The 22,239-nt window shown below is 69.9% G+C and carries 24 protein-coding genes; 8 read left to right on the top strand and 16 right to left on the bottom strand.

The features are described from left to right. Nucleotides 1-41: 41 nt before the first annotated feature. From AB0J55_RS04505 to AB0J55_RS04480, 6 genes are all read right to left on the bottom strand, one after another. Nucleotides 42-224: a hypothetical protein gene (locus AB0J55_RS04505; RefSeq protein ID WP_003055774.1), complete on the bottom strand. Its 183-nt coding sequence runs from the start codon at nt 222-224 to the stop codon at nt 42-44. Nucleotide 225: 1 nt separating this feature from the next. Beyond that, entirely contained in the window at nt 226-489 is a 264-nt protein-coding gene (locus AB0J55_RS04500) for a hypothetical protein (protein ID WP_364242668.1), read from the bottom strand. A gap of 1 nt (nt 490) precedes the next feature. After that, nucleotides 491-667 carry a hypothetical protein gene (locus tag AB0J55_RS04495; protein ID WP_364242666.1) on the bottom strand — a complete coding sequence of 59 codons (177 nt, stop codon included), beginning with the start codon at nt 665-667 and terminating at the stop codon, nt 491-493. A 5-nt stretch (nt 668-672) separates the two neighbouring features. Next, on the bottom strand, nt 673-840 hold the full coding sequence (locus AB0J55_RS04490) for a hypothetical protein (RefSeq protein ID WP_364242663.1): 168 nt from the start codon (nt 838-840) through the stop codon (nt 673-675). 1 nt (nt 841) lies between these two features. Next, on the bottom strand, nt 842-979 hold the full coding sequence (locus AB0J55_RS04485) for a hypothetical protein (RefSeq protein WP_364242661.1): 138 nt from the start codon (nt 977-979) through the stop codon (nt 842-844). Nucleotides 980-1,560: 581 nt separating this feature from the next. Continuing rightward, nucleotides 1,561-1,938: a hypothetical protein gene (locus tag AB0J55_RS04480; protein ID WP_364242659.1), complete on the bottom strand. Its 378-nt coding sequence runs from the start codon at nt 1,936-1,938 to the stop codon at nt 1,561-1,563. Between the two features lie 141 nt (nt 1,939-2,079). On the opposite strand from AB0J55_RS04480, the gene AB0J55_RS04475 reads away from it, so the two are divergent. Beyond that, nucleotides 2,080-2,844: a GntR family transcriptional regulator gene (locus AB0J55_RS04475; RefSeq protein ID WP_364242656.1), complete on the top strand. Its 765-nt coding sequence runs from the start codon at nt 2,080-2,082 to the stop codon at nt 2,842-2,844. Between the two features lie 21 nt (nt 2,845-2,865). Further along, the gene (locus tag AB0J55_RS04470; protein WP_364242653.1) at nt 2,866-3,531 is read left to right on the top strand and encodes a YdcF family protein; all 666 of its coding nucleotides are present in this window, start codon (nt 2,866-2,868) and stop codon (nt 3,529-3,531) included. Between the two features lie 387 nt (nt 3,532-3,918). On the opposite strand, the gene AB0J55_RS04465 is transcribed toward AB0J55_RS04470, so the two are convergent. From AB0J55_RS04465 to AB0J55_RS04445, 5 genes are all read right to left on the bottom strand, one after another. Further along, nucleotides 3,919-4,890: a hypothetical protein gene (locus tag AB0J55_RS04465; RefSeq protein WP_364242651.1), complete on the bottom strand. Its 972-nt coding sequence runs from the start codon at nt 4,888-4,890 to the stop codon at nt 3,919-3,921. A 446-nt stretch (nt 4,891-5,336) separates the two neighbouring features. Then, nucleotides 5,337-5,549 carry a hypothetical protein gene (locus AB0J55_RS04460; protein ID WP_364242649.1) on the bottom strand — a complete coding sequence of 71 codons (213 nt, stop codon included), beginning with the start codon at nt 5,547-5,549 and terminating at the stop codon, nt 5,337-5,339. A 22-nt stretch (nt 5,550-5,571) separates the two neighbouring features. Further along, nucleotides 5,572-5,907, bottom strand: a complete 336-nt coding sequence (locus AB0J55_RS04455; RefSeq protein ID WP_364243413.1) for a ClpX C4-type zinc finger protein — start codon at nt 5,905-5,907, stop codon at nt 5,572-5,574. A gap of 27 nt (nt 5,908-5,934) precedes the next feature. Then, on the bottom strand, nt 5,935-6,321 hold the full coding sequence (locus tag AB0J55_RS04450; RefSeq protein ID WP_364243411.1) for a hypothetical protein: 387 nt from the start codon (nt 6,319-6,321) through the stop codon (nt 5,935-5,937). A gap of 56 nt (nt 6,322-6,377) precedes the next feature. Continuing rightward, nucleotides 6,378-7,616 carry a GDSL-type esterase/lipase family protein gene (locus AB0J55_RS04445; RefSeq protein WP_364242647.1) on the bottom strand — a complete coding sequence of 413 codons (1,239 nt, stop codon included), beginning with the start codon at nt 7,614-7,616 and terminating at the stop codon, nt 6,378-6,380. 129 nt (nt 7,617-7,745) lie between these two features. On the opposite strand from AB0J55_RS04445, the gene AB0J55_RS04440 reads away from it, so the two are divergent. Beyond that, the gene (locus AB0J55_RS04440; protein ID WP_364242645.1) at nt 7,746-7,985 is read left to right on the top strand and encodes a hypothetical protein; all 240 of its coding nucleotides are present in this window, start codon (nt 7,746-7,748) and stop codon (nt 7,983-7,985) included. Here AB0J55_RS04440 and AB0J55_RS04435 read toward each other — a convergent pair. The 3 genes from AB0J55_RS04435 to AB0J55_RS04425 all read right to left on the bottom strand — a co-directional run bounded on the left by AB0J55_RS04435 (nt 7,982) and on the right by AB0J55_RS04425 (nt 12,896). Beyond that, entirely contained in the window at nt 7,982-8,785 is an 804-nt protein-coding gene (locus tag AB0J55_RS04435) for a lysozyme (protein ID WP_364242642.1), read from the bottom strand. The two genes, AB0J55_RS04440 and AB0J55_RS04435, sit on opposite strands and share 4 nt — an antisense overlap. An 89-nt stretch (nt 8,786-8,874) precedes the next feature. Continuing rightward, the gene (locus AB0J55_RS04430; RefSeq protein WP_364242639.1) at nt 8,875-10,317 is read right to left on the bottom strand and encodes a radical SAM protein; all 1,443 of its coding nucleotides are present in this window, start codon (nt 10,315-10,317) and stop codon (nt 8,875-8,877) included. Then, nucleotides 10,317-12,896 (bottom strand): glycosyltransferase, encoded by a 2,580-nt coding sequence (locus AB0J55_RS04425; RefSeq protein WP_364242636.1) that lies wholly within the window; start codon nt 12,894-12,896, stop codon nt 10,317-10,319. Before AB0J55_RS04425 ends, AB0J55_RS04430 begins: the two co-directional genes overlap by 1 nt. Nucleotides 12,897-13,015: 119 nt before the next feature. Between AB0J55_RS04425 and AB0J55_RS04420 the strand changes: the two genes are divergently transcribed. From AB0J55_RS04420 to AB0J55_RS04400, 5 genes are all read left to right on the top strand, one after another. Further along, entirely contained in the window at nt 13,016-14,095 is a 1,080-nt protein-coding gene (locus tag AB0J55_RS04420) for a sensor histidine kinase (RefSeq protein WP_364242633.1), read from the top strand. Then, nucleotides 14,092-14,745 carry a response regulator transcription factor gene (locus AB0J55_RS04415; RefSeq protein ID WP_364242630.1) on the top strand — a complete coding sequence of 218 codons (654 nt, stop codon included), beginning with the start codon at nt 14,092-14,094 and terminating at the stop codon, nt 14,743-14,745. The genes AB0J55_RS04420 and AB0J55_RS04415 overlap by 4 nt, the downstream gene beginning before the upstream one ends. Before the next feature lie 85 nt (nt 14,746-14,830). Continuing rightward, nucleotides 14,831-15,217: a hypothetical protein gene (locus AB0J55_RS04410; RefSeq protein WP_364242627.1), complete on the top strand. Its 387-nt coding sequence runs from the start codon at nt 14,831-14,833 to the stop codon at nt 15,215-15,217. Nucleotides 15,218-15,219: 2 nt separating this feature from the next. Next, nucleotides 15,220-16,521, top strand: a complete 1,302-nt coding sequence (locus tag AB0J55_RS04405) for a DJ-1/PfpI family protein (protein WP_364242624.1) — start codon at nt 15,220-15,222, stop codon at nt 16,519-16,521. Between the two features lie 132 nt (nt 16,522-16,653). Beyond that, nucleotides 16,654-20,301 (top strand): family 78 glycoside hydrolase catalytic domain, encoded by a 3,648-nt coding sequence (locus AB0J55_RS04400; protein ID WP_364242621.1) that lies wholly within the window; start codon nt 16,654-16,656, stop codon nt 20,299-20,301. A gap of 36 nt (nt 20,302-20,337) precedes the next feature. Here AB0J55_RS04400 and AB0J55_RS04395 read toward each other — a convergent pair whose 3' ends face one another. Beyond that, complete coding sequence (locus AB0J55_RS04395) at nt 20,338-21,636, bottom strand: cytochrome P450 (RefSeq protein WP_364242618.1); 1,299 nt, start codon at nt 21,634-21,636, stop codon at nt 20,338-20,340. A gap of 220 nt (nt 21,637-21,856) precedes the next feature. Continuing rightward, the gene (locus AB0J55_RS04390) at nt 21,857-22,201 is read right to left on the bottom strand and encodes a hypothetical protein (RefSeq protein ID WP_364242616.1); all 345 of its coding nucleotides are present in this window, start codon (nt 22,199-22,201) and stop codon (nt 21,857-21,859) included. Nucleotides 22,202-22,239 lie beyond the last annotated feature (38 nt).

Here is a 22,239-nt window from a genome sequence, read left to right as displayed (position 1 = left end):
CGGGGCCGGTCGCGTGCGAAACGGATCATGTTCGGGTCAGGTCAAGGCTTGATCGCGGCGCGGGCGTCGGTCAGCTCGGTGGTGAGCGTGCCCATCGCGCGGGCCATGCGGTCGTGCGCGGCCTTGAACCCGTTCTTGTGCAGCGGCATCCCGCGCATCGAGTCCTTCAGCTGCCTCAGCGCGCTCCCGAGGTCTTCGACGACTCGGTCGACCTGGTGTGCCATCTCAGAACCTCCATTCCCGCGAAACCAGCTCGGCCTCGTGCTTCTTGCCGAGCATGCGCAGCCGGTCCAGTTCGTCGAACGCCTTGGTGCGCAGCGCCTTCAGCTCGTCCTGGGTGGCGATGGTCCACGAACCGGCCATCGCGTCCGCGTCGTAACAGTCGATCAGCTTGTCGACGTCGAGGAGGACTTCAGCCACCATGTCCATGTTGTTCACGAACGTCGCGTAACGCTCCTGCGCCCGCCGATTCAGTGCCGCGATCTGCATGTCAGCTCCACCGTCCCGGGTTGTGCTCCAGCTGCCAGGCCATGTTGGACAGGTCACCGATCAGGGCGGCGACCCAGCGGCCGGCCTGCACTTTCGCCTCATCCGGAACGTCAGCACTGCGGAACTTGTGGAACGCGACGGTCAGGCCGTCGATCATGTCTCGGATCTCGTGCTGCATTGCGCTTACCCTTCGCGTGTCATGGCGACCAGCTCAGCCGCCGTCGTCAGGTCCGCAGCCAGGAAACGCACCGCGTTCCCGACCGCCACCTTGATCTCCCGATCCGGACCGGTGGCCACGAAAGCCCGGTACGCCTTGTTCGCCGCCTCGATGATCGCCAGGATTTCCGGCATCTCAGCCTCCGTTCCGGATCACGTGCTGCGCGTGCTTCAGGCCCTCACAGAAGCCCGCCTGCCAGCCCAGGTCTTCGGTCTGCTCCGCCAACGCGGCGGTGCGTTCCCGCTCCAGCCGCGCGGCCAGCATGCGGATCACCACACCGACCTTCACCGGGCGGCTCACCGGCCGGCCCGCCACGCCAGCGCCAACCCCGAGACCAGCGCGAGCACCCCGAACACCGGGGACGCCACGATCAGCAACCCCACCAGCACCAACCACACCAAGTACGTAAACACCGCTTCTCCTCCTCACATCTGCCACTGGGCGCCGCACACGGTGCACGTGGCAATCCGTGTCGGCGACAACCAAAAACTCGCGGAACACACGTGGCCAGCCACCGCTAACCCCGCTTCGGGCCGTGCGGGTCATACGACGACAACCCACCCCGAACCGCGTTCAGCCCACCCATTCGCCCACTCCTCCCGCTCGAAACTCCGTAGTAGAACCCCAGGACTCCCGGACGACCTGTCCGGCCGGGAATCGAGGCGCGCCACCACAAACAACGCGGTTTCAGGCATGGATCGGCCCACTGTGTATTTGTCAAAGAACAAAGAAGTGCCCTCGCCCGACTCGAAACGGGCCGCCAACCTATTTGGGAAGGGCTCCAGGGTGGTGATCACGCCACGGCCGGGGAGGTAGCCGCGCGAACCGGTCACCCACCGGTCATGAAGCCGGAATCAGGCGGCGCGCTGCGCAGCACCCGACCCGGCAGGCTTGAGCCCCAGCGCCTTGAACCACAGACCCGAACCGGTAATCCGGCCGTCCTCACCCGTCGTCTGCCACGTGTTCAACACCGGGTCGATCAACTCCACATAGGTGCCCTCCTCGAACCCCTCCCCCGGGTCCGCCGCGAGCGTCACCTTGATCTCTTCCCCCTTGCCCGGCCGGCGCCCCTCCACCTGACGCGGCTTCGCGAACAGCATCACCACGAACGCCGGAGTGCCCTCACGATCCGTCGCCGGGACCAGCTCCCCCCTCACCTCGCGCATCTTCATGGTCGGGGCCTCCGTGACCATGAACCGGTAACCCGAGCTGACGAACGGGATGTCCTGCATGCCGCCTCCCTTGGTTGTCATTAGAACTATCTCTATTAGACCTCCATGGACGCTCAGTGTCAATAGAACTATCTCTATCACCGTGCTGCGGCGGTAGACTGCAGGTAGAGATAGGGTTATCGCCCACCGAGAGGAGGCGGCTTGACGATCGGCTACCGCGACCTGGCCTCACTACTGAGGGACGCGATCAAGGCAGGTGACTACCCGCCGGACAGCACGCTTCCAAAGCAGGATGACCTCGCCGACCAGTACGACATCAACGTCAACACGGTGCGCAAGGCCATCAGCGTTCTCGAATCCGAAGGACTGGTGACCTCCGTTCGCCGGCGCGGCACCGTCGTTCGAGCACGACCACCAATGAAGCGTCTCGGCGTCGAGCGCTACGCGAAGAGCAAGTGGAAGTTCGGACTCGTGGCATTCGCCGCCGACCGCGAGGCTTCAGGACAGACTTGGCACCGGAACGACCAGACAAACCAGGTCCGCAAGGTCGAGGCCGATGCGGACGTCGCGACGGCGTTGGGCGTCGAACCCGGAAGCCTCGTGTACGAGCGCGCACGACTGGTCAAGCAGGACGGACACCCGACTCACACGCTCACCAGCTACTACCGCCCCGAGCACGTCGAGGGCACTCCGATTGTCGATCCGAAACCCGGGACCGCGACCCCGGGAGGTGGCTTCGCCGTACTCACGCTTCAGGGGTTGGAGCCCGACACCATGACCGAGACGTTCCACTCCCGGATGCCGACGCCCGAGGAGGTCGAAGAACTGGAGCTCCCGGCCGGCGAACCCGTGATGGTCCTGGAACGGACGACGCGGACGGCGGACGGCACGCCGGTCGAGTTCGCGCGTGGAGTTCACGCGGCGTCCCGGTTCGCGTGGTCCTACACGTTCGAGATCCCTGAGTAGCCACCGCGAGGAGCCCGTCCTATGTCGACGCCGGAAATCCCCCCGGAGCTGAAGGAAGACGTCGAAACGCTGTGGAACTTCCACCGCATCGACGACCCTCTACGGCCGGTCGACGTCGCGATCGGACTCGGGAGCCATGACCCGAGCGTCGCCGTCTACGCGGCCGAGCTGTACCACAAACAGCTCTTCCCACTGATCGCGTTCACCGGCGCCAACGCTCCGACGACCGTCGACCGGTTCCCCCGCGGCGAGGCCGTGCACTACCGGGAGATCGCCATGAGCAAGGGCGTCCCGGACTCCGCCATCCTCGTTGAGCCGAAGGCCACGAATACAGCGGAGAACTTCGAGTTCACCCGGGACCTACTCCGCCAGCGGGGCGTCAGCGTCGCCAGGGCCTTGATTCTCAGCAGGCCTTACCAACAACGCCGGGCGTACACGACCGCGAAGAAGCTGTGGCCGGAGGTCGACTTCCTCTGCTCGGCGATCCAGCAGCCGCTAGCCGATTACGTCGAGAGCATCGGAGACCCGAAGCGCGTGATTGACATGCTCGTCGGCGACACCCAGCGACTCACCGTCTACGCCGAAGCGGGATATGCCATACCCCAGAAGATCCCTGCCGACGTCGAAACCGCCTACGACCGCCTGATCACTGCCGGGTACGACAGCCGTCTTATCCCCACGAAGTAGCCTGCTCTGTCCACGTCGGTCCGTGTGTTCAGAGTTTCTTTTCTTGTTCAAGGCGGCCCCGCCGGGGCCGCGCCGCTATCGGCCGGCACGCGCGGGGCCCGCCTCCGGCACCCACGCGACCGGCCGGCGGCCGCACTGAAGGCCGCAGCTCAAGAAGAAGTGAATGTCCTCGCCGGACGGGCAGGTCTCCGAGATGGCCGAGTCGAGCGCGGCGGTTGCGTCCGTGTGCGGCCAAACGGCATCCCGTCGACCTCCCGGAGGGCTATCACGCCGCGTCAAGGGGACGGCCGAGTAGGCAAGTGGCGGTGATGCGCAGAGGCGCCCCCTTGACCCAGCGTGATCTGGCTGCGCCAGGTCGACGAGATGCCGAAAAGGCCGCCCACTTGATTATCCAGTAGTCTTACCATCCCCGCCGCCTGGCACATTAGACATATCTGAAAACTCAAAAAGAGTCGGACGCAGGTACCGCAGCCACGGGAATTTCTTGAAGGCATGCGGCGGAGGATCCGCAATGACCAGACGGACCGCAAATTGACCTTTTCTCGTTAAGCCGTAAACTCCCCCCTTAGCACCTGAGGTCAGCAGGGAAATGACGTCAGCTTTGAGAAGCTCCGCGACCGCCCCACTGTTGGGATCCAACACAAAATGGACTTTGACCCTCGCGCCATCGCGCAAATAGGCGCTCGCATACTGGTCCAACAGCCCTGCCCCCTCTTCAGTCAGGTCAGCCAGACCACCCGCCCGCAGGTCCTCCTCCAGTTTTCGATTCGGCCACTGTCGGACGTCAAGCAACCTACGCCTGTAGGCCCGCTCCTCAGCGGAGACATCGTACACTTCCTCGTCGGACCGAAACCTGGCCCTTGAAGAGTTATTCACGTCCTTCTTCAGCTCAATCAGTGCGGATCTCATCTCCTGCAGGTAAACCTCGAACCCCTCACCAGAAGAGTTAGCCGCATCATCCGATGCATTCTGCTCAGATTCCTGTGTAACGAACAGCATTTTATCAAGGAGCTTGTTGAATTGCAGATTCAACACATCGTTTGTTGCCTGCGTTCTCGTCCGTAGCTCACTTAAGATTGACTTGGTCTCCGAGTTGATTTCGAGCGTTGACCTACTCTGCTCGGTAGCCGCCGAAGTCTGCGCAATAAAGATCATAATTTGTATCGCAAACGCAAGGATCGCCAGAACTAGCGCAACCGTAGAGAGAGTGTCTATATCCTTAATGCTGACAACCGTTATCAGCACTCCAAGACATCCGATACCGCTTAATGAGCCAACGATCCCGACAGTTTTCCACTTCAGCAACAGGCGGCCGTCACTAACCCCTGACGGCTCACCCTCCGTCGACAACTTCGACAACTCCTCAACTCCTCAAAATCTACGCAACCTCGGCAGCAGGTAATCTCCCGAAACGACTAGCGTGTTACAGAAGGTGAGAGGTTGTTACCCTATGGAGACGCGGGCGGGCATCCCTCCGCAACCGAACCACGCGCAACATGCCCAACGGAACCCCGACTCCAGAGCCATGGCCAGCACATAGGACCCGCCCACGCTCAGAACCCGCGACCCACATTCTGCCCACACGGCACCCACGAACGACGACAAATAACGATGGCTGAGAGCTCGGATCTTCGCTGCTTAACCACCAGAACCTGGGTTGACCGCAGGCCATCAATCCAGCGAGTAAGTGCAAGGGGTCGCAGGTTCAAATCCTGTCAGCCCGACCGGATCAGCCACGTTCACGCAGGTGGACGTGGCTTTTTTCATCTCCCGGCGTGATTCAGCTCCGAGGCTGACCAGCCCGCTCACCGCGGAAAGCGGTCCTTGAGACCGCTGATCAGCAGGAACACAGGAAGCCACAACGGAACGGCGAGCAGCAGCAACCACGTGCCAAGGAGCGACCACCCGGTCGCCGGCTTCTTCCGGGCGCCGTCCATCGCCACGCCCAGGACCGCGATCTTGAACATGAAAGCGGCGTAGACGACGAACACCACAGCCCCGGCGACAAGCCACCCCATGGCCTCGAGTGTAAGAGCACCCCTACGCGAACCGCTCCCACGCCGACTGCCGGGTCATGCCCAAAGCCTCGCCGATCTGGGACCACGTGCCACCCAGCTCTCGGGCCTTCCCCACCCAAGCCGCCAGGTTCTCCTGGACCTGGGTGCTCGCCGCTGACACCGGGGCCAGGTTCTGCAGCACCTGCTCCAGCGGGAGGTCGTGCTCCCACGGGGCGATCATCGGCACGTCCGCCGGTCTTCCTTCGATCGCCGACACGCACAGCTGTACGCAGCCGTCGCAGATGAACACTCCCGGGCCGGCCACCAGGGCTTCCACTTCCGTGTTGGGCTTTGCGCAGAACGAACAGCGGGCAATCACCACAGCACCTCCTTGTCAGGCCCGACCTTACAGCCGTAAGGATGCGCCTGACAAGAGGAACGCCGACGTCCAGTCCGCGAGCTCGGTCAGCCGGGTCGTCAGCTCCTCGATCTCCGCCCAGCGGCGGTGCTCGCGTTCCAGGTCCGGGACCAGGAAGTCCTCCACCAGCAACAACAGCGTCGCGATCTCGTAGGCGACGTCGGCGAGCTGCAGGAACGGGCGGTACTGGATCTCGGTGCCCGTCCCGTGCCGCGCCGCCCAGTCGCGCGCGCCGTGGCCGGCCTTCCGGCACGTCGTCACCAGCGTGCGCCGGAGTTCCGTGCGGCGGGAGGCCGATTCTCCTTCCGCCAGCGGGGCGACGTTCCACGCCACCGACAGCAGGCAGCACCCGGCGTCGTCCATCGACTCGTTCATCACCCGGCGTACTCTGCGGACCCGCGGGCACAGTTCCGCCGTTCCGACTCGCCGCGTCACCCCATCGTGTGGAGAACCGGCCCGGATCGGGCGAGCATCGGGAGCGAGACGAAGTCCGCGAGGGCCTGCTGGCCGGCGGCGTTCGCGTGGATGCCGTCGCCGTTGTCGTACGCCGGGAGGATGCTGTTCGGCTTCAGCGGGTCCGCCAGCACCGTGTCGAAGTCCACGACGCCGGAACACGCACCGCCGCAGGTGCTCCAGCGCCCGACGAACAGCGCGATCTCGTGCCGGGCCAGGTTCGCCTGGTCGGAGTAGCCCGGCCGGGGCGTGCTCGGCGTGACGTACACCGAAATCCCCGCCGCTCGCAGCCGCGCGAACACCGACCGGTAGCTGTCGAGGATCGTCGCCGCGTCGCAGCCGTAGGCCAGGTCGTTGGTGCCGTAGTAGTAGATGACCGCCGTGACGCCGTGCAGCGCCAGGACGTCCCGGTCCAGCCGGCTCGACGCGTCCAGTCCCGCGACCGACGGCGGCATCGCCGGGCAGGATCGGGCGCTCGTCGTGCCCGAGACGCCGGCGTTGGCCACCGCGAGCGGGACCGCCGAGGCGACCAGCCGCCGCGCCAGGTCGTCGGTCCAGCGCCGGTTCGCGCCCGGTTCGGTGCAGCCCGGACCGCAGTTCGTGCTGCCGATGCCGTCGACGACCGAGCTGCCGAACGGGACGACGACACCCCGCAAGGCCGCGTTGTGCACGTCCACGGCGCTGACGACGTACGTCGAGCCCACCGTGGCCGTGAAGGCGGCACCGGAGACGTCGCCGGCGTGGTCACCCGAGCCCGGCGGCGTGAGGTAGTTGTCCCTCAGGGCCGCGCCGTGGCGGCCGGGCACCGCCGTGCCCTCGACCGACAGGCTCACCGCGAGGTCGGAATCCGGCCGCGTCGCGAGCCTGGTCTCGTCGCTCCAGACCTCGCCGCCGGCGGGAATCGTGACCGCGGCACGGCCCCCGAAGGTCAGGTCACGCGTGAAGGACACCGCGGCGCCGCCCGCGCCCGGCCCGGCGGTGGCGTGCCCGATGGTCAGCGGCCCGGTGCCGAAGGTGTTCTGGAACCGGACGCGGACCGCGTCGCCGCCCTGGCTGAGGTGGGTGAGCATGCGCAGCGACTGGCTGTTCACCGCGGTGTCGGCCCGGCCGTCCTGCGACTGCGCCCACGACGTGAACCAGGCGTGCCCGGCCCCGGCGGCTCCCGGCGCGGCGACGACGGCCACCAGAACCGCGAGGAGAAGGGCGATCCTGCGCACGGCGCCTCCTGAGTCCACAAAGGACGGATGACGAAGACCTCGACACCGCATGGTAAGCAGCCGGTCACGGAGACGACAAGGTTTTGTCCGATCTTGTCAGCGACGGCGGAGTCCGATTCGATGGCGGGCATGACCGAACCACGCCTCTTCGGCGATCCGTACGAAACCCCGGACGGCACCACGGTGATCCCGGTCCACCGGCCGGTCGGGGTGTTCGCGGTCCGCGACGGCCAGGCCCGGTGGGCACCGGCCGTCGACGCCACGCGCGTCGCGCTGCTGGGCGTGGGCGTCGGGCTGGTCGCCGCCACCCTCGCCGGGATCGCCATGGTGCACCGGCCGCCGTGGCCCGACCTGCGCCGGCGGCGCTAACCCTTCGCCAGGGCCTGGACCCGGGTGATCGGGCCGTTGTAGTAGTTCTGGTCGCCCGGCAGCACGCCGCTGCGCGCGAACTGCCAGATGCTCTGCTTGTCCCAGCCCGCGGGCAGTTCGCCGATCACCGGGGCGTACCGGGCCAGCCAGAGCGGGTTCGTGCCGCCGAACCGGCCGGTGTTGCCCGTGCACTGCTTCCACCACGCCGTGCTCGTGTAGATCAGCGCGCTGCGCTTGACCTTCGCCAGGTACGTGCGGGTGAAGTCCCCGATCCACGCCGTCAGGTCCGCCGGGGTCTTGCCGTAGCAGACGTCGCCGTAGGGGTTGTACTCGATGTCCAGCGCACCGGGCAGGGTGGTGCCGTCCCGCAGCCAGCCGCCGCCGTGCGCGATGAAGTACTCCGCTTGCTCGGCGCCGCCGGAGACGTCCGGGCGGGCGAAGTGGTACGCCCCGCGGATGAGGCCCGCCGCGTGTGCACCGTCGTACTGCTGGTTGAACTGCGGGTTGACGAACCCGGTGCCCTCGGTCGCCTTGACGTAGCTGAACTTCGCCCCCGCGCCGGCCGCCGCGGGCCAGTCGACCGGGCCCTGGTGGCCGCTGACGTCGTGCCCGAGGGTCTGTTCGACCGCTTCGGCACGAGGAGCGCCCTGGACGCCTTCGTGCCGCACGATCTGCGTGCCCGCGTAGTTCGTGTCCGCCAGGGAGTAGTCGGCCCGGGCGGGTGCCGCGAGCACCGCCGCGGCGAGCACCGCCAGCGCGGCCGCACCCGACACCCGCTGTCCCGCCACGATCAGGTTCATGCAGGCTCCGATCTCGGAAGGAACAGGTCCGGTTCCATGCTGCCTGCCGTGCTCGGTCCCCGCGAGGCTTCTGTCACCCGATGCAGTGATCAGAGTTCGGTGGTGATGATCGCCTCGACGAGCACCTCCCCCGCCGGGGTCAGCTCGATCGCGTCCGGTCCCAAGCGGACGAGCCCGCGCGAAGCCAGCGAACGGAACTTGCCCAGCCACGGCTCGGCGAACAGCGACCTTCCGGGGAAGCGGGCACGGTGCAGGGAATCCCGCACCGGCTGCAGCGTCGTCAGCGCCATCTTGACCGCCCGCGCCTCCTGGGCTTCGGGGGTGAACCGCGTCGCCGACCCCAGCGGGATCCGGCCGGACAGCACGGTTTCGGTGTAGCGGCGGGAGTTCACGTCGGTGATCGCCTCGGACGCGCGGCAGCTCGAGCTGCCGCCCAGCCCGATCGCCACCTCGGGTTCCTGCTTGTCCTGGTCGACCATGATGGCCTTCCACTTCTCCGGCCCGAGGCCGTCGCGCGCGAAGTACATCGTCGGGTGTTCGGTGTAGCCCGCCGCGCGCAGGCCCTCGGTCAGCAGCTCCCGCATCTGGTACTGCTCGCCGAGCGCCGGCCAGCGGTGGCCGTCGCGCACCAGCTTGTCGCGGTAGGACGGCAGCTGCCACGCCGCCGGCTTCTCGCCGGTGACGCCGGTGCGGGTGTCGCTGTAGGACGCCAGGTGCAGTTTCGTGCAGACCACCGCCGTGACCTCGTTCTCCAGCACGACGTCGAGGTCGCGGCGGACGCTGTCCAGGCTCTGGTCGAGCAGGCCGTACATCAGGTCGATGCTGACCCACTCGAAGCCCAGTGAACGAGCGTTGCGGACGAAGTCGACGCACATCGACGCCGTGTGCTCCCGGCCGCACAGCTCCAGCACGTGGTCGTCGAACGACTGGACCCCGCTGGACAGCTTGGTGCAGCCCAGCTCCCGCAGCAGCTCGAGCTTCGCCGGGGTGAACGTGCTGGGGTCGCCCTCGAACCGGATCGTCGTCGCGTCCGTGAACCCGAAGTTCTCCCGGTAGAAGTCCAGCAGGCGGCGGATCTCGGGCTCCGGCAGCAGCGACGGCGTGCCGCCGAAGACGTTGAACTCCCCCACTTCGGCGCCGCGCAGGTTCGGCACGGCGTCGAGCCACAGCTGCGCCTCGGCGAGGTTGAGGTCGACCCAGGACTTCGCCTTCTCGTACGCCACTTCGGGGTTGCCCTTCACCAGCACCACCGGGTACTGGCAGAACCGGCAGCGGTAGGCGCAGGTCGGGATGTAGGACCACAGGTGGATCGGGCCGCTGGACGCGAGCTGCGCGTCCAGGTCGGCCAGGAAGTCCGCCGGTGAGCCGGGCACGTTGCCGGGGAACACGTGCGCCCCGAACGGGTCCTCCTGCACGAAGTCCAGCAGATGCCGGTTCTCGGGTGCTTCGAGGACGTCGAGCACGGCGGGACGCGGCCACGCCGGGTCGATCGTGTGCAGCGAGCCGATCGCGGCTTCGTAACCCAGACTCATCAGAACACCCCTCCGTTGCCGAAGTAGTTGTGGGCCTCGCCCGACTCGCGGTCCTCGCAGTAGTAGCGGACGAACTCCGCGAACCGCTCGGCCGGGACCTCCGCCAGGCACGGCGGCAGCGGCGGCGGGTGCCCGATGTCCTCGCCGACGTGCCGGCGCAGGCAGGCGAACAGCTCGTCGGCGAACTCGAAGTACAGCCGGTACGACGGCGTCTTGTAGGCGTGGATCGGCGTGAAGTCGACCACGCGCATCTCGTGCCGGATCTCGCCGATCCGCCGCGCCAGCCGGGCCGCCAGATCGGCGCCGAAGAACGCGATGACCGCGTCGTCCTCCAGCAGGGCCGGAGTCAGCAGCACCGGCAGGATGGTGTTCTTCGGCGTGAAGTCCTTGATGGAGAACTCCCACGCCTGCTGCGCCTCGGCCTCGGTGAGGTCGGCCGGGACCGCGGGTGCCGACGGCCGGATGTCGCGCATGACGATGATGCCGTCCGAACCGTACGCGCGGCCGGAGATCACCTCGTCGATGGCGTGGTCGACCCGCCGCGGGTTGATCTCGACGCGCGAGCGCGGCGCGTAGGTGATCGGGTCGCCGCCGTTGGCGACCTTGATGCCGAAGTCCCAGTCGTCGGAGAGGTGGTTGACGAACTTGCCGTCCTGCAGCTGGTAGAAGATCTCGATGCCGCCGGCCCGCTCGTAGGCGTCGCGCTCGACGGCGAAGCCCTTGCCGTCGGGGAAACCGCCGAAGAGCGCGAAGGTGACCGCGCGGCACCGCAGGGTCCGCTGGATCGCGTCCCACAGCCGCGGCCGTCCGGTGAAGTGATCGGCGTTGTAGTAGTAGTCGCAGACGCCGATCGCGGCCTTGCTCGACTCCATCGCGGCGAACAGCTCGCTCAGCCAGTGCGGGTCGACGCGGCAGTCCGCGTCGGCCGACACGAGGTAGAACCGCTCCCCCGGGTCGGACTCGGGCCGGTTCCGGCTGCGGGCCGCGGCGAAGTCCATCCCCGCCCGCCGCGCGCACGAAACGCCCTGCTCCGGCTCGTGGATGACGTGCAGGGCCAGGTCCGGGTGCGCGGCCGCGAAGGCGCGGGCGACGGCCACGGTGTCGTCGGTGGAGTTGTTGTCGACGAGCACGACCTCGTACCGGCTCTTGTCCAGGGGCGCGTCGCCGTCACGCTGGTCGTGCAGCGTCCGCAGCACCTCCGGGAGGTTCGCGGCTTCGTCGTACACCGGCAGCACGACGCTCAGCCGCGTCGCCGCCCCCATCGGCGGCGGGTACAGCCGGTCGACCAGGTCGTCGACGACCCGCGCGCCGAAGCGCGCCTGTCCCAGTTCCGAATTCGCCCGCACCACTTCGGCCCGTTTCCCTTCGTCGGTGATCAGCTCGGCGACCTCGCGGGCGAACGCCGCGTCCGGCAGGTCGCGGGCCCGGATGTCCAGCACCGGGGCCCGGAAGCTGCCGTAGACGACGTCGTAGAGCTCGTACCCGCTGGTCACGTACGGCGTCCCGGACGCGATCGCCTCGCTGACCGGGTTGCCGTAGCTCTCGTAGTCGTAGGAGGTCAGGAACGACACGACGGTCGCGTGCGCCAGGAGATCGCGCACGGAATACCGGCCCGGGACGGCGGTGTCGTACGGGGTCAGCCAGCCGCCGAACACGACGCGTTCGCGCACGCCCAGGCGGTTCGCGAGGTCGACGAGCCGGGCGTGCTCGGTGGGTGTCTCGCCGACGTCGCCGGCGACGAACAGCCACGCGTCCGGCAGCAGCGCGAGCAGGTGCAGGTCCCGGTCGATGCGTTTCTGCGGGATGATCCGGGTGATCCGGGCCAGCAGCGGGACGTCCTCGGGAATGCCGTGGTCCCGGCGGAAAGCCGCGTTGCGCTCGTCGATCCGCGCGGGCGCGATGGTGAAGGAGTTGGGCAGGACGTCGATGTTCGCCAGCTCCGGCACCCACTCCAGCGTCCGCGCCTTCGCCTGCTCGTGGAGGGCGAAGTAGTGGATGTGCGGGGAGTTGCGCGGCGCGGGGACACCGGGGTACGGGAACCGGCCGTACTTGGCGATCCCCGGTTCGCTCTGCCACATCAGGTCGTGGTCGCGCCAGAACACGAACCGGCCGAGCCGGTGACGGGCACCGTAGCGGCCGATCGCCCGGTACAGCCCTTCGGTGTAGGCGATGTTCTCGGGCAGGGTGCCGTTCTCCACCATCACCATCGTGACGCCGAGGCGTTCCCAGGTGGCCACGATCCGGTCCGCCAGCTCGCCGGCGATCCGGTCGATCTCCGGGCGCAGGGTCCCGTCCCCGTCCTGGACGACCTCGCGCAGGACGCGCTCGACGAAACCCCGGTCGTAGCCGCGGATCTCCTCGACGCGGTCGACGCGGTCGAGCGTGACCCAGTCCGGCAGCAGCTGGGCTTCGTCGCGGTAGGGCCGGAAGAAGGCGCCCTTGTCGGCTTTGACGTCGTACCCGAGATCCAGGTGGACGCGGTGGCCGCGGGCGGCGAACCGGCGTGCCGTCTTGAGGAACTCGACCACGACCCCGGACAGCGGAGTGGCGTCGAAGGAGACGCCCCAGAGCACTGACATCGATGTCAAACCCCCGAATCGGCTTGGCCGTCGATCCCAGCGTAAGGGCCGGGGTGTCGAACGGCCGTGTGAACGCTTTCGTGGTTGACCGCCGGGGCCGCAGCCTCCACAGTGACCGCATGAACCGGGCCCTCGGGGTGCTGACCTGCGGCGCCTTCCTCTCGTTCGGGATCGGGGTGCTCGGGTCCGCCGAATCCGTGCTCGCCCTGGTGCTCGCCGCGGTGTTCGCCGTGCTCGCGACGGCCGGCTTCGCGTGGGTGCGAGGCCGGCTCCTCTGGGGCGCGGTCTACGTCGTCGTCCAGCTTCCGCTGGCCTTCGTGCTGTTCACGATGGACGCCGGGGTCGGCGCGACGCTGTTCCTCGTCGTGCTGGTCAGCCAGTGCGTGCTGCTGCGCCTGCCGCGGCCCGCGATCGCGCTCGTCATCGCCGTGATCCCGCTCGTGCACCTCGGGATGTCGCTGGGCGAAGGGCTGCGCGAGGGCATCGGCACGTTCATGTCGGTGCTGTTCGCGGCGATCATCACCGAACTGCTGCTGCGGGAACAGCGTTCGCGCACCGAACTCGCCGAGGCGCACGCGAAGCTGCGCGACTACGCCGCCCAGGCGGAGCGGCTCGCGACGGCGCAGGAGCGCAACCGCGTCGCCCGCGACATCCACGACGGCCTCGGGCATTCGCTCACCGTCGTCCAGATGCAGGTGAAGGCGGCGCGGGCGGTCCTGCCGACGGATCCGGGCAAGGCCGACGCGGTGCTGGCGAAGGCGCAGGACCAGGCGGAAACCGCGCTGGCCGACGTGCGCCGTTCGGTGACGGCGTTGCGCGAACCGCGTCCGGTGCCGCCCTTGCCGGAGGCCCTGAAGACCCTTGCGGAAACGGCCGGGATCACCGCGCGGCTCACCGTGTCCGGCACCGAACGCCCGCTGCCGGACGAGCGGCGGGAAGCGCTCTTCCGGGCCGCGCAGGAAGGTCTGACGAACGTCCGCAAGCACGCCGGCGCGGACAGCGCGGACGTCGTGCTGGCCTACACGGCGTCCGCCGTCCGCGTCGAGGTCCGCGACGACGGCGCGGGCAGCGACGGCGCCGCGTCCACCGGCTTCGGCCTGCTCGGGCTGCGGGAACGCGCCGAACACCTCGGTGGCACCCTCACCTTCACCTCGGCACCCGGCCGGGGCAGTGCCCTCACCATGGAGATCCCCGGATGACGCCGGTCCGCGTGCTGCTGGTCGACGACCAGGCCCTCTTCCGCGAGGCGCTCGCCACCCTGCTCGCCACCCACGACGGCATCGAGGTCGTCGGCGAGGCCGGGCACGGCGGCGAAGCCCTGGACCAGGTGGCCGCGCTGACCCCGGACGTCGTCCTGATGGACCTGCGCATGCCGGTCCTCGACGGCGTCGGCGCGACCCGGCGGCTGCGGGTGGCGCACCCGGGGGTGCGGGTCATCGCGCTGACCACCTTCGACGACGACGAAGACGTCTTCGCCGCCCTGCGCGCGGGTGCGGTCGGCTACCTGCTGAAGGACGTCTCCTCGGCACGCCTGGTGGAAGCGGTGCTGGCCGCGGCCCGCGGGGAGTCGGTGCTGCAGCCGTCGGTGGCGGCCAAGGTGGTCGCGCGGTTCGCGCAGCTGCCGGACACGCCGCCGCCCCGGCCCCAGCCGCTGGTCGTGCCGCTGTCGGAGCGTGAGCTCGACGTGCTGCGGCTGCTCGCCGACGGCCGCAGCAACCGCGAGATCGCCGCGGCGCTGTTCCTCGCCGAGGGCACGGTCAAGAACCACGTGACGAACGTGCTGGGCAAGCTCGGGGCCCGGGACCGCACGCAGGCCGCGCTGCGGGCGAGGGACCTCGGCTTGCTCTAGACCATGACCCCCGGTCATGACTTCCGGCACCTGGCGCCGCGGCCGCCCGGCGGGATTCTCGTCCAGGACCACCTGGAGGGAAACCATGACGACTGCCCAGCCGGCCACCCGGACCACCACCCGCAAGCTCGTCCGCTTCACCGGCCACTACGCCGAAATGGTCGCCGCCATGCTCGTCGGCATGGTGGCGCTCGGCCCGCTGTGGCCGGCCATCGAGCGTCCCGACCTCAGTGCCCTCGTGATGGCCACGAACATGACCGTGGCGATGGTGCTCGCGATGCTCCTGCGCCGGCACTCGTGGCCGCGGATCGCCGAGATGGCCGGGGTGATGTACCTGCCGTTCGTCGCGCTGCTCGCGCCCTACTGGCTGGGTGCGATCTCCGGCACCACGCTGATGGTCGCCGGGCACGTGATCATGTTCCCGCTGATGCTGGCCGCCATGGTGTGGCGCCGCGCCGAGTACTGGCACTGATCATGCTGAAGCGCCTTGCGTTCCTCCTCGCCGCCGTGGCCGCCGTGCTGGTAATCCCCGCCGTGGGCGCGACCGTCTCCGCCCTCGGCGCGATCGACGCCCTCTACGCCGCCGGCCCGCCGCGGCCCGTCCCCGCCGCGGCGCCGCTCCCCTACGACCCGGCCAAGCCGACCGCGGTCGTGGTCATCGGCGATCGTGGCGCCGTCGTCTCCGACGCGCTCGCCCCCTACGAAATCCTGGCCACGACCGGCCGGTTCAACGTCTACACGGTGGCGCCGCACCGCGAGCCGAAGCCGCTGACCGGCGGCCTCGACCTGGTACCGGACTTCGGGTTCGCCGGACTCGCCGCCCGGCTCGGCGCCAAGGCGCCGGACCTCGTCGTGGTGCCCGCGTTCCCGGACCTCGGCGAACCGTCCACCGAGCCGGTCAAGGCCTGGCTGCGGGAGCAGGCCGCCCGCGGCGCGAAGCTGCTGAGCGTCTGCAACGGCGGTGGCGTGCTCGCCTCCGCCGGGTTGCTGGACGGGCGGCCGGCCACCGCACACTGGCTGAAGGTCGACAGTTTCGCCGCCGACTACCCGGCCGTGCGCTGGGTTCGCGGGCAGCGGTTCGTCGACGACGGCGACGTCGTCACCACCGCCGGCATCCTCTCCGGCATCGACGGCACGCTGCACTGGGTCGAGCGGCTGGCCGGGCGCCCGGTGGCGGCCGGAGCCGCGGAGGCGATCGGATGGCGCCGCTACGGCACCGCGGTCCCGGTGACGCCGCCGGCCGGGATGCCGGACGCGGCCGCGATCGTCAACGCCGGGTTCCGCTGGAACCCCGGCGAAACCGGCGTGCTGCTCGCGAACGGCGTCGGCGAGATCGAGCTCGCGTCGGTGTTCGACACCGAAGGGCAGTCGCTGTCTTCGCGCACCCTCGCCGTGAGTGCCGACGGCGGCCCGATCCGGTCGCGGCACGGGCTGACGTTCCTGCCGCGGGCCTCCCTCGCCGCCACGGATCTCGACCGGCTGCTCGTGCCCGGGGCGACCCGCGGCGTGACGCCGCCATCCGGCGGACCGGCCCCCGAGTACGTCCACGACGGACCCGGCTTCGCCTACGACACCGCGGTGAGCAAGCTGTCCCGCCACACCGATGTCGCGACCGCGCGCTGGACGGCGAAGGTGCTGGAACTGCCCGCCGACGACATCGTGTTCGAAGGGGACGCCTGGCCCTGGCTGCCCACCGCGCTGCCGGTCGCGCTGGTGCTGCTGGGCGCGGCGGCCGTCGCGGTGTTCGTCCGGCGACGACGACCTGAAACGATTTAGGGTGGGCGGGGACGGGCGGGGTGGCTACCAAAGGAGTATTGCTCCTGCGTGAGCTTCTGATTACAGTCACCAGTCACGCCGGGGTTGAAACGTTCTAAGCCCGGTGCCCGTCCCCGCCGCAAGGGAGCCTGCATGCTGCCCTCGAAGCTCTGGCGCGCCACCACCACGACCCTCGCCGCGATCCTGGCGCTTTCCGGCGTCGCGGCCCCTCCGGCCGGCGCCGCGCCACCACCGGCGCTCGCCGGTGCGCACTGGATCTGGTACCCGGAGGGCGACGCCCGGGTCGCCGCGCCGGCCGCCACCCGGTACTTCCGCACGACGTTCACCGTTCCCGCCGGCGCGGTCACCGACGCCCGGCTCGTCCTCACCGGCGACGACACCGCCGACGTCTGGCTCAACGGCACGCCGCTCGCCTCCTCGGCCCGGATCCCGGACTCGTGGCGGACAGCGCTGCCGGTGGAGCTGCGGCCCGCGCTGGTCCCCGGCGTCAACACCCTCGCCGTCGCCGTCCGCAACGCCGGCGGCCCGGCCGGCCTGATCGGGCGGCTGCAGGTCAAGACCGCGGCCGGCACCACCGACGTGGCCACCGGGAGCGCCTGGAAGAGCGCGACCACCGTGCCGGAAGGCTGGGAACAGCCTGGTTTCGCGGACTCGAGCTGGGCCGCCGCCGCGGACCTCGGCGCCTACGGGGCCGGGCCGTGGGGCACCGGTGTCACCACCCCGACCCCCGGGACGGCTTCGCCATTGGCGGTCGCGAGTGCCACGGTCACGAACCGGGTCAACCCGCTCGGCGTCGACCCGGCGCAGCCGCGGTTCGGCTGGAAGCTCACGTCACCGGCGGCCGGGCAACGGCAGTCGGCGTACCAGCTGGTGGTGTCCGCGGGCGGCGCCGACGTCTGGGACAGCGGTCGCGTCGCCTCCGCGCAGCAGGCCGACGTCGCCTACGGCGGCCCGGCGCTCGCCTCCCTCACCGCCTACACCTGGCGCGTGCGCGTCTGGGACAACCAGGGCCGGGCGTCCGGCTGGAGCCCGGTGCAGCGCTTCGAAACCGCCATCCGGGCGGCCGAGTGGACCGGCGCCTTCCTCGGCCGCGCCACGGCCGGGCCGGACCTCGCCGGAGCGAGCTGGATCTGGTACCCCGAAGGCGATCCGGTCGGTGGCGTACCGCCGTCGACCCGGTTCTTCCGCCGGACCCTGGACCTGGCCGCGGCCCCCGCGAAGGCCACGCTCGTCGTGACCGGCGACGACACCGCGACCGTGTGGGTGAACGGCACCCGCGTCAGCGACTCGCCGCGGGTCGCCGACTCCTGGAAGACGGCCGCGGTCGTCGACGTCGGGAGCCTGCTGACCGCCGGGACGAACACCATCGCGGTCAGCACGGAGAACACCACCCAGAGCCCGGCCGGGACGATCGCGAAGCTGACTGTCCAAGGTGGACCCGCACTGGTCACCGACGGCACGTGGAAGGCGAGCCAGAGCGGCCCGGACGGCTGGCAACAGCGCACCTTCGACGACAGCTCCTGGCCCGCGGCGCGGGCGCTGACCGCGTACGGTACCGGGCCATGGGGCGCGAACGTCGCCGTGAGCGCCCCAGCTCCCCTGCTGCGCAAGAGCTTCACCGTCACGAAGCCGGTCGCGAGCGCGCGGCTGCTGACGACCGCGCTCGGGCTCCAGGAGACGCACCTCAACGGGGTCAAGGTCGGCTCCGAGGTCCTCGCGCCCGGCTGGACCGACTACACGAAACGCCTGCAGTACCGGGTTTCCGACGTCACCGGGCAGCTCCGCCCCGGTGAGAACGTCCTGGGTGCGCTGGTGGGCAACGGCTGGTACTCCGGCAGCATCGGCATCGCCGGCAGCCAGAAGTACGGCACCGAACCGTGGTACTCGGCGCAGCTGCGGCTGACGTTCATCGACGGCACGAGCACCACGATCGCCACCGACGGCACCTGGAAGGCCGGCGACGGCCCGATCCGCGCCGACGACCTCTACCAGGGCGAAACCTACGACGCCCGGCTCGCCAGCGGCTGGGACCGGCCCGGCTTCGACGACCGCGGCTGGGCCGCGCCGCGCGTGCGCCCCGGCGACCGGCCCAACCTGGTGTCCCAAGTGGACAACGGGGTCACGGTCCAGCAGGAATTCAAGCCGGTCGCGTGGACCCAGCCGAAGCCCGGTGTGTGGGTGGCCGACCTCGGCCAGAACTTCAGCGGCTGGAACCGGCTGTCCGTCACCGGCCCCGCCGGGACGACGGTGACCATGCGGCACGCGGAGGTGCTCAACCCCGACGGCACCATCTACACCACCAACCTCCGCGCGGCCCAGGCCACCGACCGGTTCACCCTGGCGGGCACCGGCGCCGCGGAGACGTACGAACCGCGGTTCACCGTGCACGGCTACCGGTACGTCGAGCTGACCGGCCTGCCGTCGGCCCCGACGGCCGCGACGCTGACCGGGCGGGCGATGTGGACGTCCGGGGCGCAGACCGGGACGTTCACGACGTCGAACCCGCTGGTGAATCAGCTGCAGCACAACATCTTGTGGGGTGAGCGGTCCAACATGCTGTCGGTGCCGAGCGACTGCCCGCAGCGCGACGAACGGCTTGGCTGGACCGGCGACATCGGGATCTTCGCCGGGACGTCGACGTTCAACCTCGACGTGGCGAACTTCCTCGGCAAGTTCAGCGACGACCTGACCGACGCGCAGCACGACGACGGGTCGTTCACCGACGTCGCGCCGGGCGTGCTGGGCGGTTCGGGCACGGCGGGCTGGGGTGACGCGGGCGTCATCGTGCCGTACACGCTGTGGCAGCGCTACGGCGACACCGGCGTGATCCAGGAGCACTTCGCCGCGATGGTCCGGTGGGTCGAGTACCTGCGCTCGACGTCGGGCGCGGACCTGATCCGCGACCACCAGACCTACGGGGACTGGCTCAACGTCAATGACAACACGGCGCAGGACCTGATCTCGACGGCGTTCTTCGCGTGGTCGTCCCGGCTGGTGTCCCGGATGGCGGCGGCCACCGGGCACGGCTCGGAAGCGGCCACCTACGGGACGCTCGCCGACCAGGTCGCGGCCGCGTTCACCCGGCGGTTCGCGGCGGCCGACGGCACGATCGGGTCGAACTCGCAGACCGGGTACGTCCTCGCCCTGGCGTTCGACCTGCTGCCGCCGTCCCTGGTCCAGCCGGCGGCGGACAAGCTGGCGGCCCGGGTCGCGGCGGCGGGCGGGCACCTGAGCGTCGGGTTCCTCGGCGTGGAGAACCTGCTGCCGGTGCTGGCCGCGCACGGCCACGCCGACGTGGCGTACCGGGTGCTGCTGCAGCCGGACTTCCCGGGCTGGGGCTACATGATCGGCCGCGGCGCGACGACGATCTGGGAGCGCTGGGACGGCATCAAGCCGGACGGCTCGTTCAACGACCCGGGCATGAACTCGTTCAACCACTACGGTCTCGGCTCGGTGGGCGACTTCCTGTACCGCTCGGTGGGCGGCCTGGCCCCGGCCGCGCCCGGTTACGCGGCGCTGCGGATCGCGCCGGTGCCGGGCGGGGGCATGACGTCGGCGAAGTCGGCGTACGAAACGCCGTACGGCGGCGCGGTCAGCGACTGGTCGGTGGCCAACGGCGTCCTGACCCTGCGGGTGACGGTCCCGGCAGGGGCGTCGGCGACGGTCGTGGTGCCGACGTCCCGGCCCGCCGGGATCAGTGCGCCGCCCCAGGCGGTGCCGTCGGCGCCGGGGACGTACTTCCTGCCCGCGGGTTCGTACGTGTTCACCGCTCCGGTGTGACCGGCTGAGCCGGTGCCGCTCCGCCGCGGCACCGGCTCAGCCGGCCGGCTTGAGCTTCAGGTGGAAGTTGTCCAGCGTCGCCGGCAACGGGCGTTCCGGGGACAGCACCGGGCCGGACGCCTGCTCGAACCGGTGGTCTCGCAGCAACTCGGCCAGCATCGTGCTCGCGCAGAACTGGACCAGGTCGCGGCCCGGGCAGATCGCCGGGCCCGCGCTGAACGGGACCAGCGCGGGGTTCTCGGCCGCGCGGCCGTCGAGCCAGAGGTCCGGCTCGAACCGGTCCGCGTACGGCAGGTCCGGGTCGCGGTGGAAGAACGGCGTGAAGATCAGCACCGTCGTGCCCGCCGGGCCCCACGACGTCTCTTCCGTCGTCTCGCGGAGGATCATCGGCGTCGTCGGCCACAGGCGGACCGCCTCGAGCACGCACGCGCGCAGGAAGCTCAGCTGCGCCGGTCCGGTGCTTTCGCTCTCTTCACGGGCACGCTCCTGCTCCGCCGGGTGGCTCGCCAGCAGGGCCAGCGTCCGGAACGTCGCCATGCCCGCCGCGTCGAACGCGAACAGCCAGTGCGCCACCTGGTCGGGAGCGGTGGCCTCGTCTTCGGCGGCGATCACGGCGGCCAGGCTGCCGGGCTCGGCCCGGTCCAGGTGCTGCGTCAGGCGGTGGCGGAACTCCTCGCGCAGCTGCCGGCGTTTCGGGTGCAGGTACGCCCAGTTCGCGTCAAGGCGCAGGCGTTCGAGCTGGTCGGTGAGCGTCGTGTCGTCGCGGGCGGCCGAGCCGAGCACGACCCGCCGGACCAGGCGCCACCAGACGACGTTGAAGGTGTCCCAGTCGAGTGTCGCATCGCTGCGCAGGGCGGCCGCTTCCTCGGCGACGGCCTGGGCGAACGGCGCAGCCAGCTCGTGCAGCGGACGGCCGGGCTGCAGCACGGCCTCGGTGAAGGCGCGGCGGGCCGGGCGATCGGCCGGGTCGGAGATCAGGACGCCGTGCGGCTGGAAGTGGCCCAGTGCCGCCCGTTTCTCCACTGTGGACGGACTGAACGGCGTCGGCGCGCCGGCCAGCACGCGCTTCACGTCCGCACCGGACAGGGCCAGCTCCACCGTCCGGCCGGGGACGCGCAGCCGCAGCGGGCGCCCGTAGTGGCGGTCCCGAAGCCGCCGCAGCAGGCGCACGGCCGGCCGGTCGAACTGCAGCTTCCCGGCCACCGCCATCGCCGCCGGACGGCGTTTGATCACCCCACCGGCCAGCGTGGGCAGCGCCACCTCGACCGCGACGCGCAGAGTTTCGGCCACCGAAGCGGTCTCCGGTCGCGTGCGATTCTCCTGAGTGGACGTCATACCGCCCGGCTACCCACCCCTCCCGCCCCGGAAACGCCCCACGCCAGGCCGTGTCGTCCCTCCAATCACGCGTGTCGTCCCTCCGATCACGCGAGTTCCGCCTTCGATCACGCGAGTTCGGTGTATCGGAACGGACGACTCGCGTACCTGGAGGGTCGACACGCGTGATTGGGAGGTCGACTCGCGTGATCGGAGGGTCGACACGGGGTCGGGGGCGGCGTCAGCCGCGGAGGGCGACGTTCAGGACGTCGCCCGCGTGGTCCAGGCAGTCCACGCAGATCACCGCGTCGCGGGCGGCGCAGTCCACGCGCAGCAAGGGGCGGCGGAGGCCGAGGAACGTGCGGCGCTCGCGGCGGCCGCAGTAGTCGCAGACCGCGGCCAGCGGGGACGTCACCGCTGCCAGCACGTCACCCGCCGGGGTCTCGCGGTCCGCGCCGTCACGGACCACCCGCAGGCCGGCGCGGACGCAGTCCACGCAGATCGGCCCGTTGCGGCCGGGCACCCGGGGGTCGCGCCGCCTGCCGCAGAACCGGCACGGCCCGCCCGCCCCGTTCGTCGCCGTCACCGCGGCCTCCTCGCCGGTTTCGCCGCTCGCGCGCCGGG

The sequence above is a fragment of the Amycolatopsis sp. NPDC049688 genome (assembly GCF_040674975.1).
Classification (GTDB): Bacteria; Actinomycetota; Actinomycetes; order Mycobacteriales; family Pseudonocardiaceae; genus Amycolatopsis.
This window is presented reverse-complemented; position numbering and strand designations above follow the sequence as displayed.

Coding starts and splice junctions, on each gene's coding strand:
- AB0J55_RS04480 (WP_364242659.1), bottom strand. CDS start 1,938: ATGCAGGACATCCCGTTCGTCAGCTCGGGTTACCGGTTCATGGTCACG.
- AB0J55_RS04405 (WP_364242624.1), top strand. CDS start 15,220: ATGCTGAAGCGCCTTGCGTTCCTCCTCGCCGCCGTGGCCGCCGTGCTG.
- AB0J55_RS04450 (WP_364243411.1), bottom strand. CDS start 6,321: ATGAACGAGTCGATGGACGACGCCGGGTGCTGCCTGCTGTCGGTGGCG.
- AB0J55_RS04410 (WP_364242627.1), top strand. CDS start 14,831: ATGACGACTGCCCAGCCGGCCACCCGGACCACCACCCGCAAGCTCGTC.
- AB0J55_RS04425 (WP_364242636.1), bottom strand. CDS start 12,896: ATGTCAGTGCTCTGGGGCGTCTCCTTCGACGCCACTCCGCTGTCCGGG.
- AB0J55_RS04470 (WP_364242653.1), top strand. CDS start 2,866: ATGTCGACGCCGGAAATCCCCCCGGAGCTGAAGGAAGACGTCGAAACG.
- AB0J55_RS04420 (WP_364242633.1), top strand. CDS start 13,016: ATGAACCGGGCCCTCGGGGTGCTGACCTGCGGCGCCTTCCTCTCGTTC.
- AB0J55_RS04500 (WP_364242668.1), bottom strand. CDS start 489: ATGCAGATCGCGGCACTGAATCGGCGGGCGCAGGAGCGTTACGCGACG.
- AB0J55_RS04395 (WP_364242618.1), bottom strand. CDS start 21,636: ATGACGTCCACTCAGGAGAATCGCACGCGACCGGAGACCGCTTCGGTG.
- AB0J55_RS04400 (WP_364242621.1), top strand. CDS start 16,654: ATGCTGCCCTCGAAGCTCTGGCGCGCCACCACCACGACCCTCGCCGCG.
- AB0J55_RS04430 (WP_364242639.1), bottom strand. CDS start 10,317: ATGAGTCTGGGTTACGAAGCCGCGATCGGCTCGCTGCACACGATCGAC.
- AB0J55_RS04415 (WP_364242630.1), top strand. CDS start 14,092: ATGACGCCGGTCCGCGTGCTGCTGGTCGACGACCAGGCCCTCTTCCGC.
- AB0J55_RS04435 (WP_364242642.1), bottom strand. CDS start 8,785: ATGAACCTGATCGTGGCGGGACAGCGGGTGTCGGGTGCGGCCGCGCTG.
- AB0J55_RS04505 (WP_003055774.1), bottom strand. CDS start 224: ATGGCACACCAGGTCGACCGAGTCGTCGAAGACCTCGGGAGCGCGCTG.
- AB0J55_RS04460 (WP_364242649.1), bottom strand. CDS start 5,549: ATGGGGTGGCTTGTCGCCGGGGCTGTGGTGTTCGTCGTCTACGCCGCT.
- AB0J55_RS04490 (WP_364242663.1), bottom strand. CDS start 840: ATGCCGGAAATCCTGGCGATCATCGAGGCGGCGAACAAGGCGTACCGG.
- AB0J55_RS04440 (WP_364242645.1), top strand. CDS start 7,746: ATGACCGAACCACGCCTCTTCGGCGATCCGTACGAAACCCCGGACGGC.
- AB0J55_RS04495 (WP_364242666.1), bottom strand. CDS start 667: ATGCAGCACGAGATCCGAGACATGATCGACGGCCTGACCGTCGCGTTC.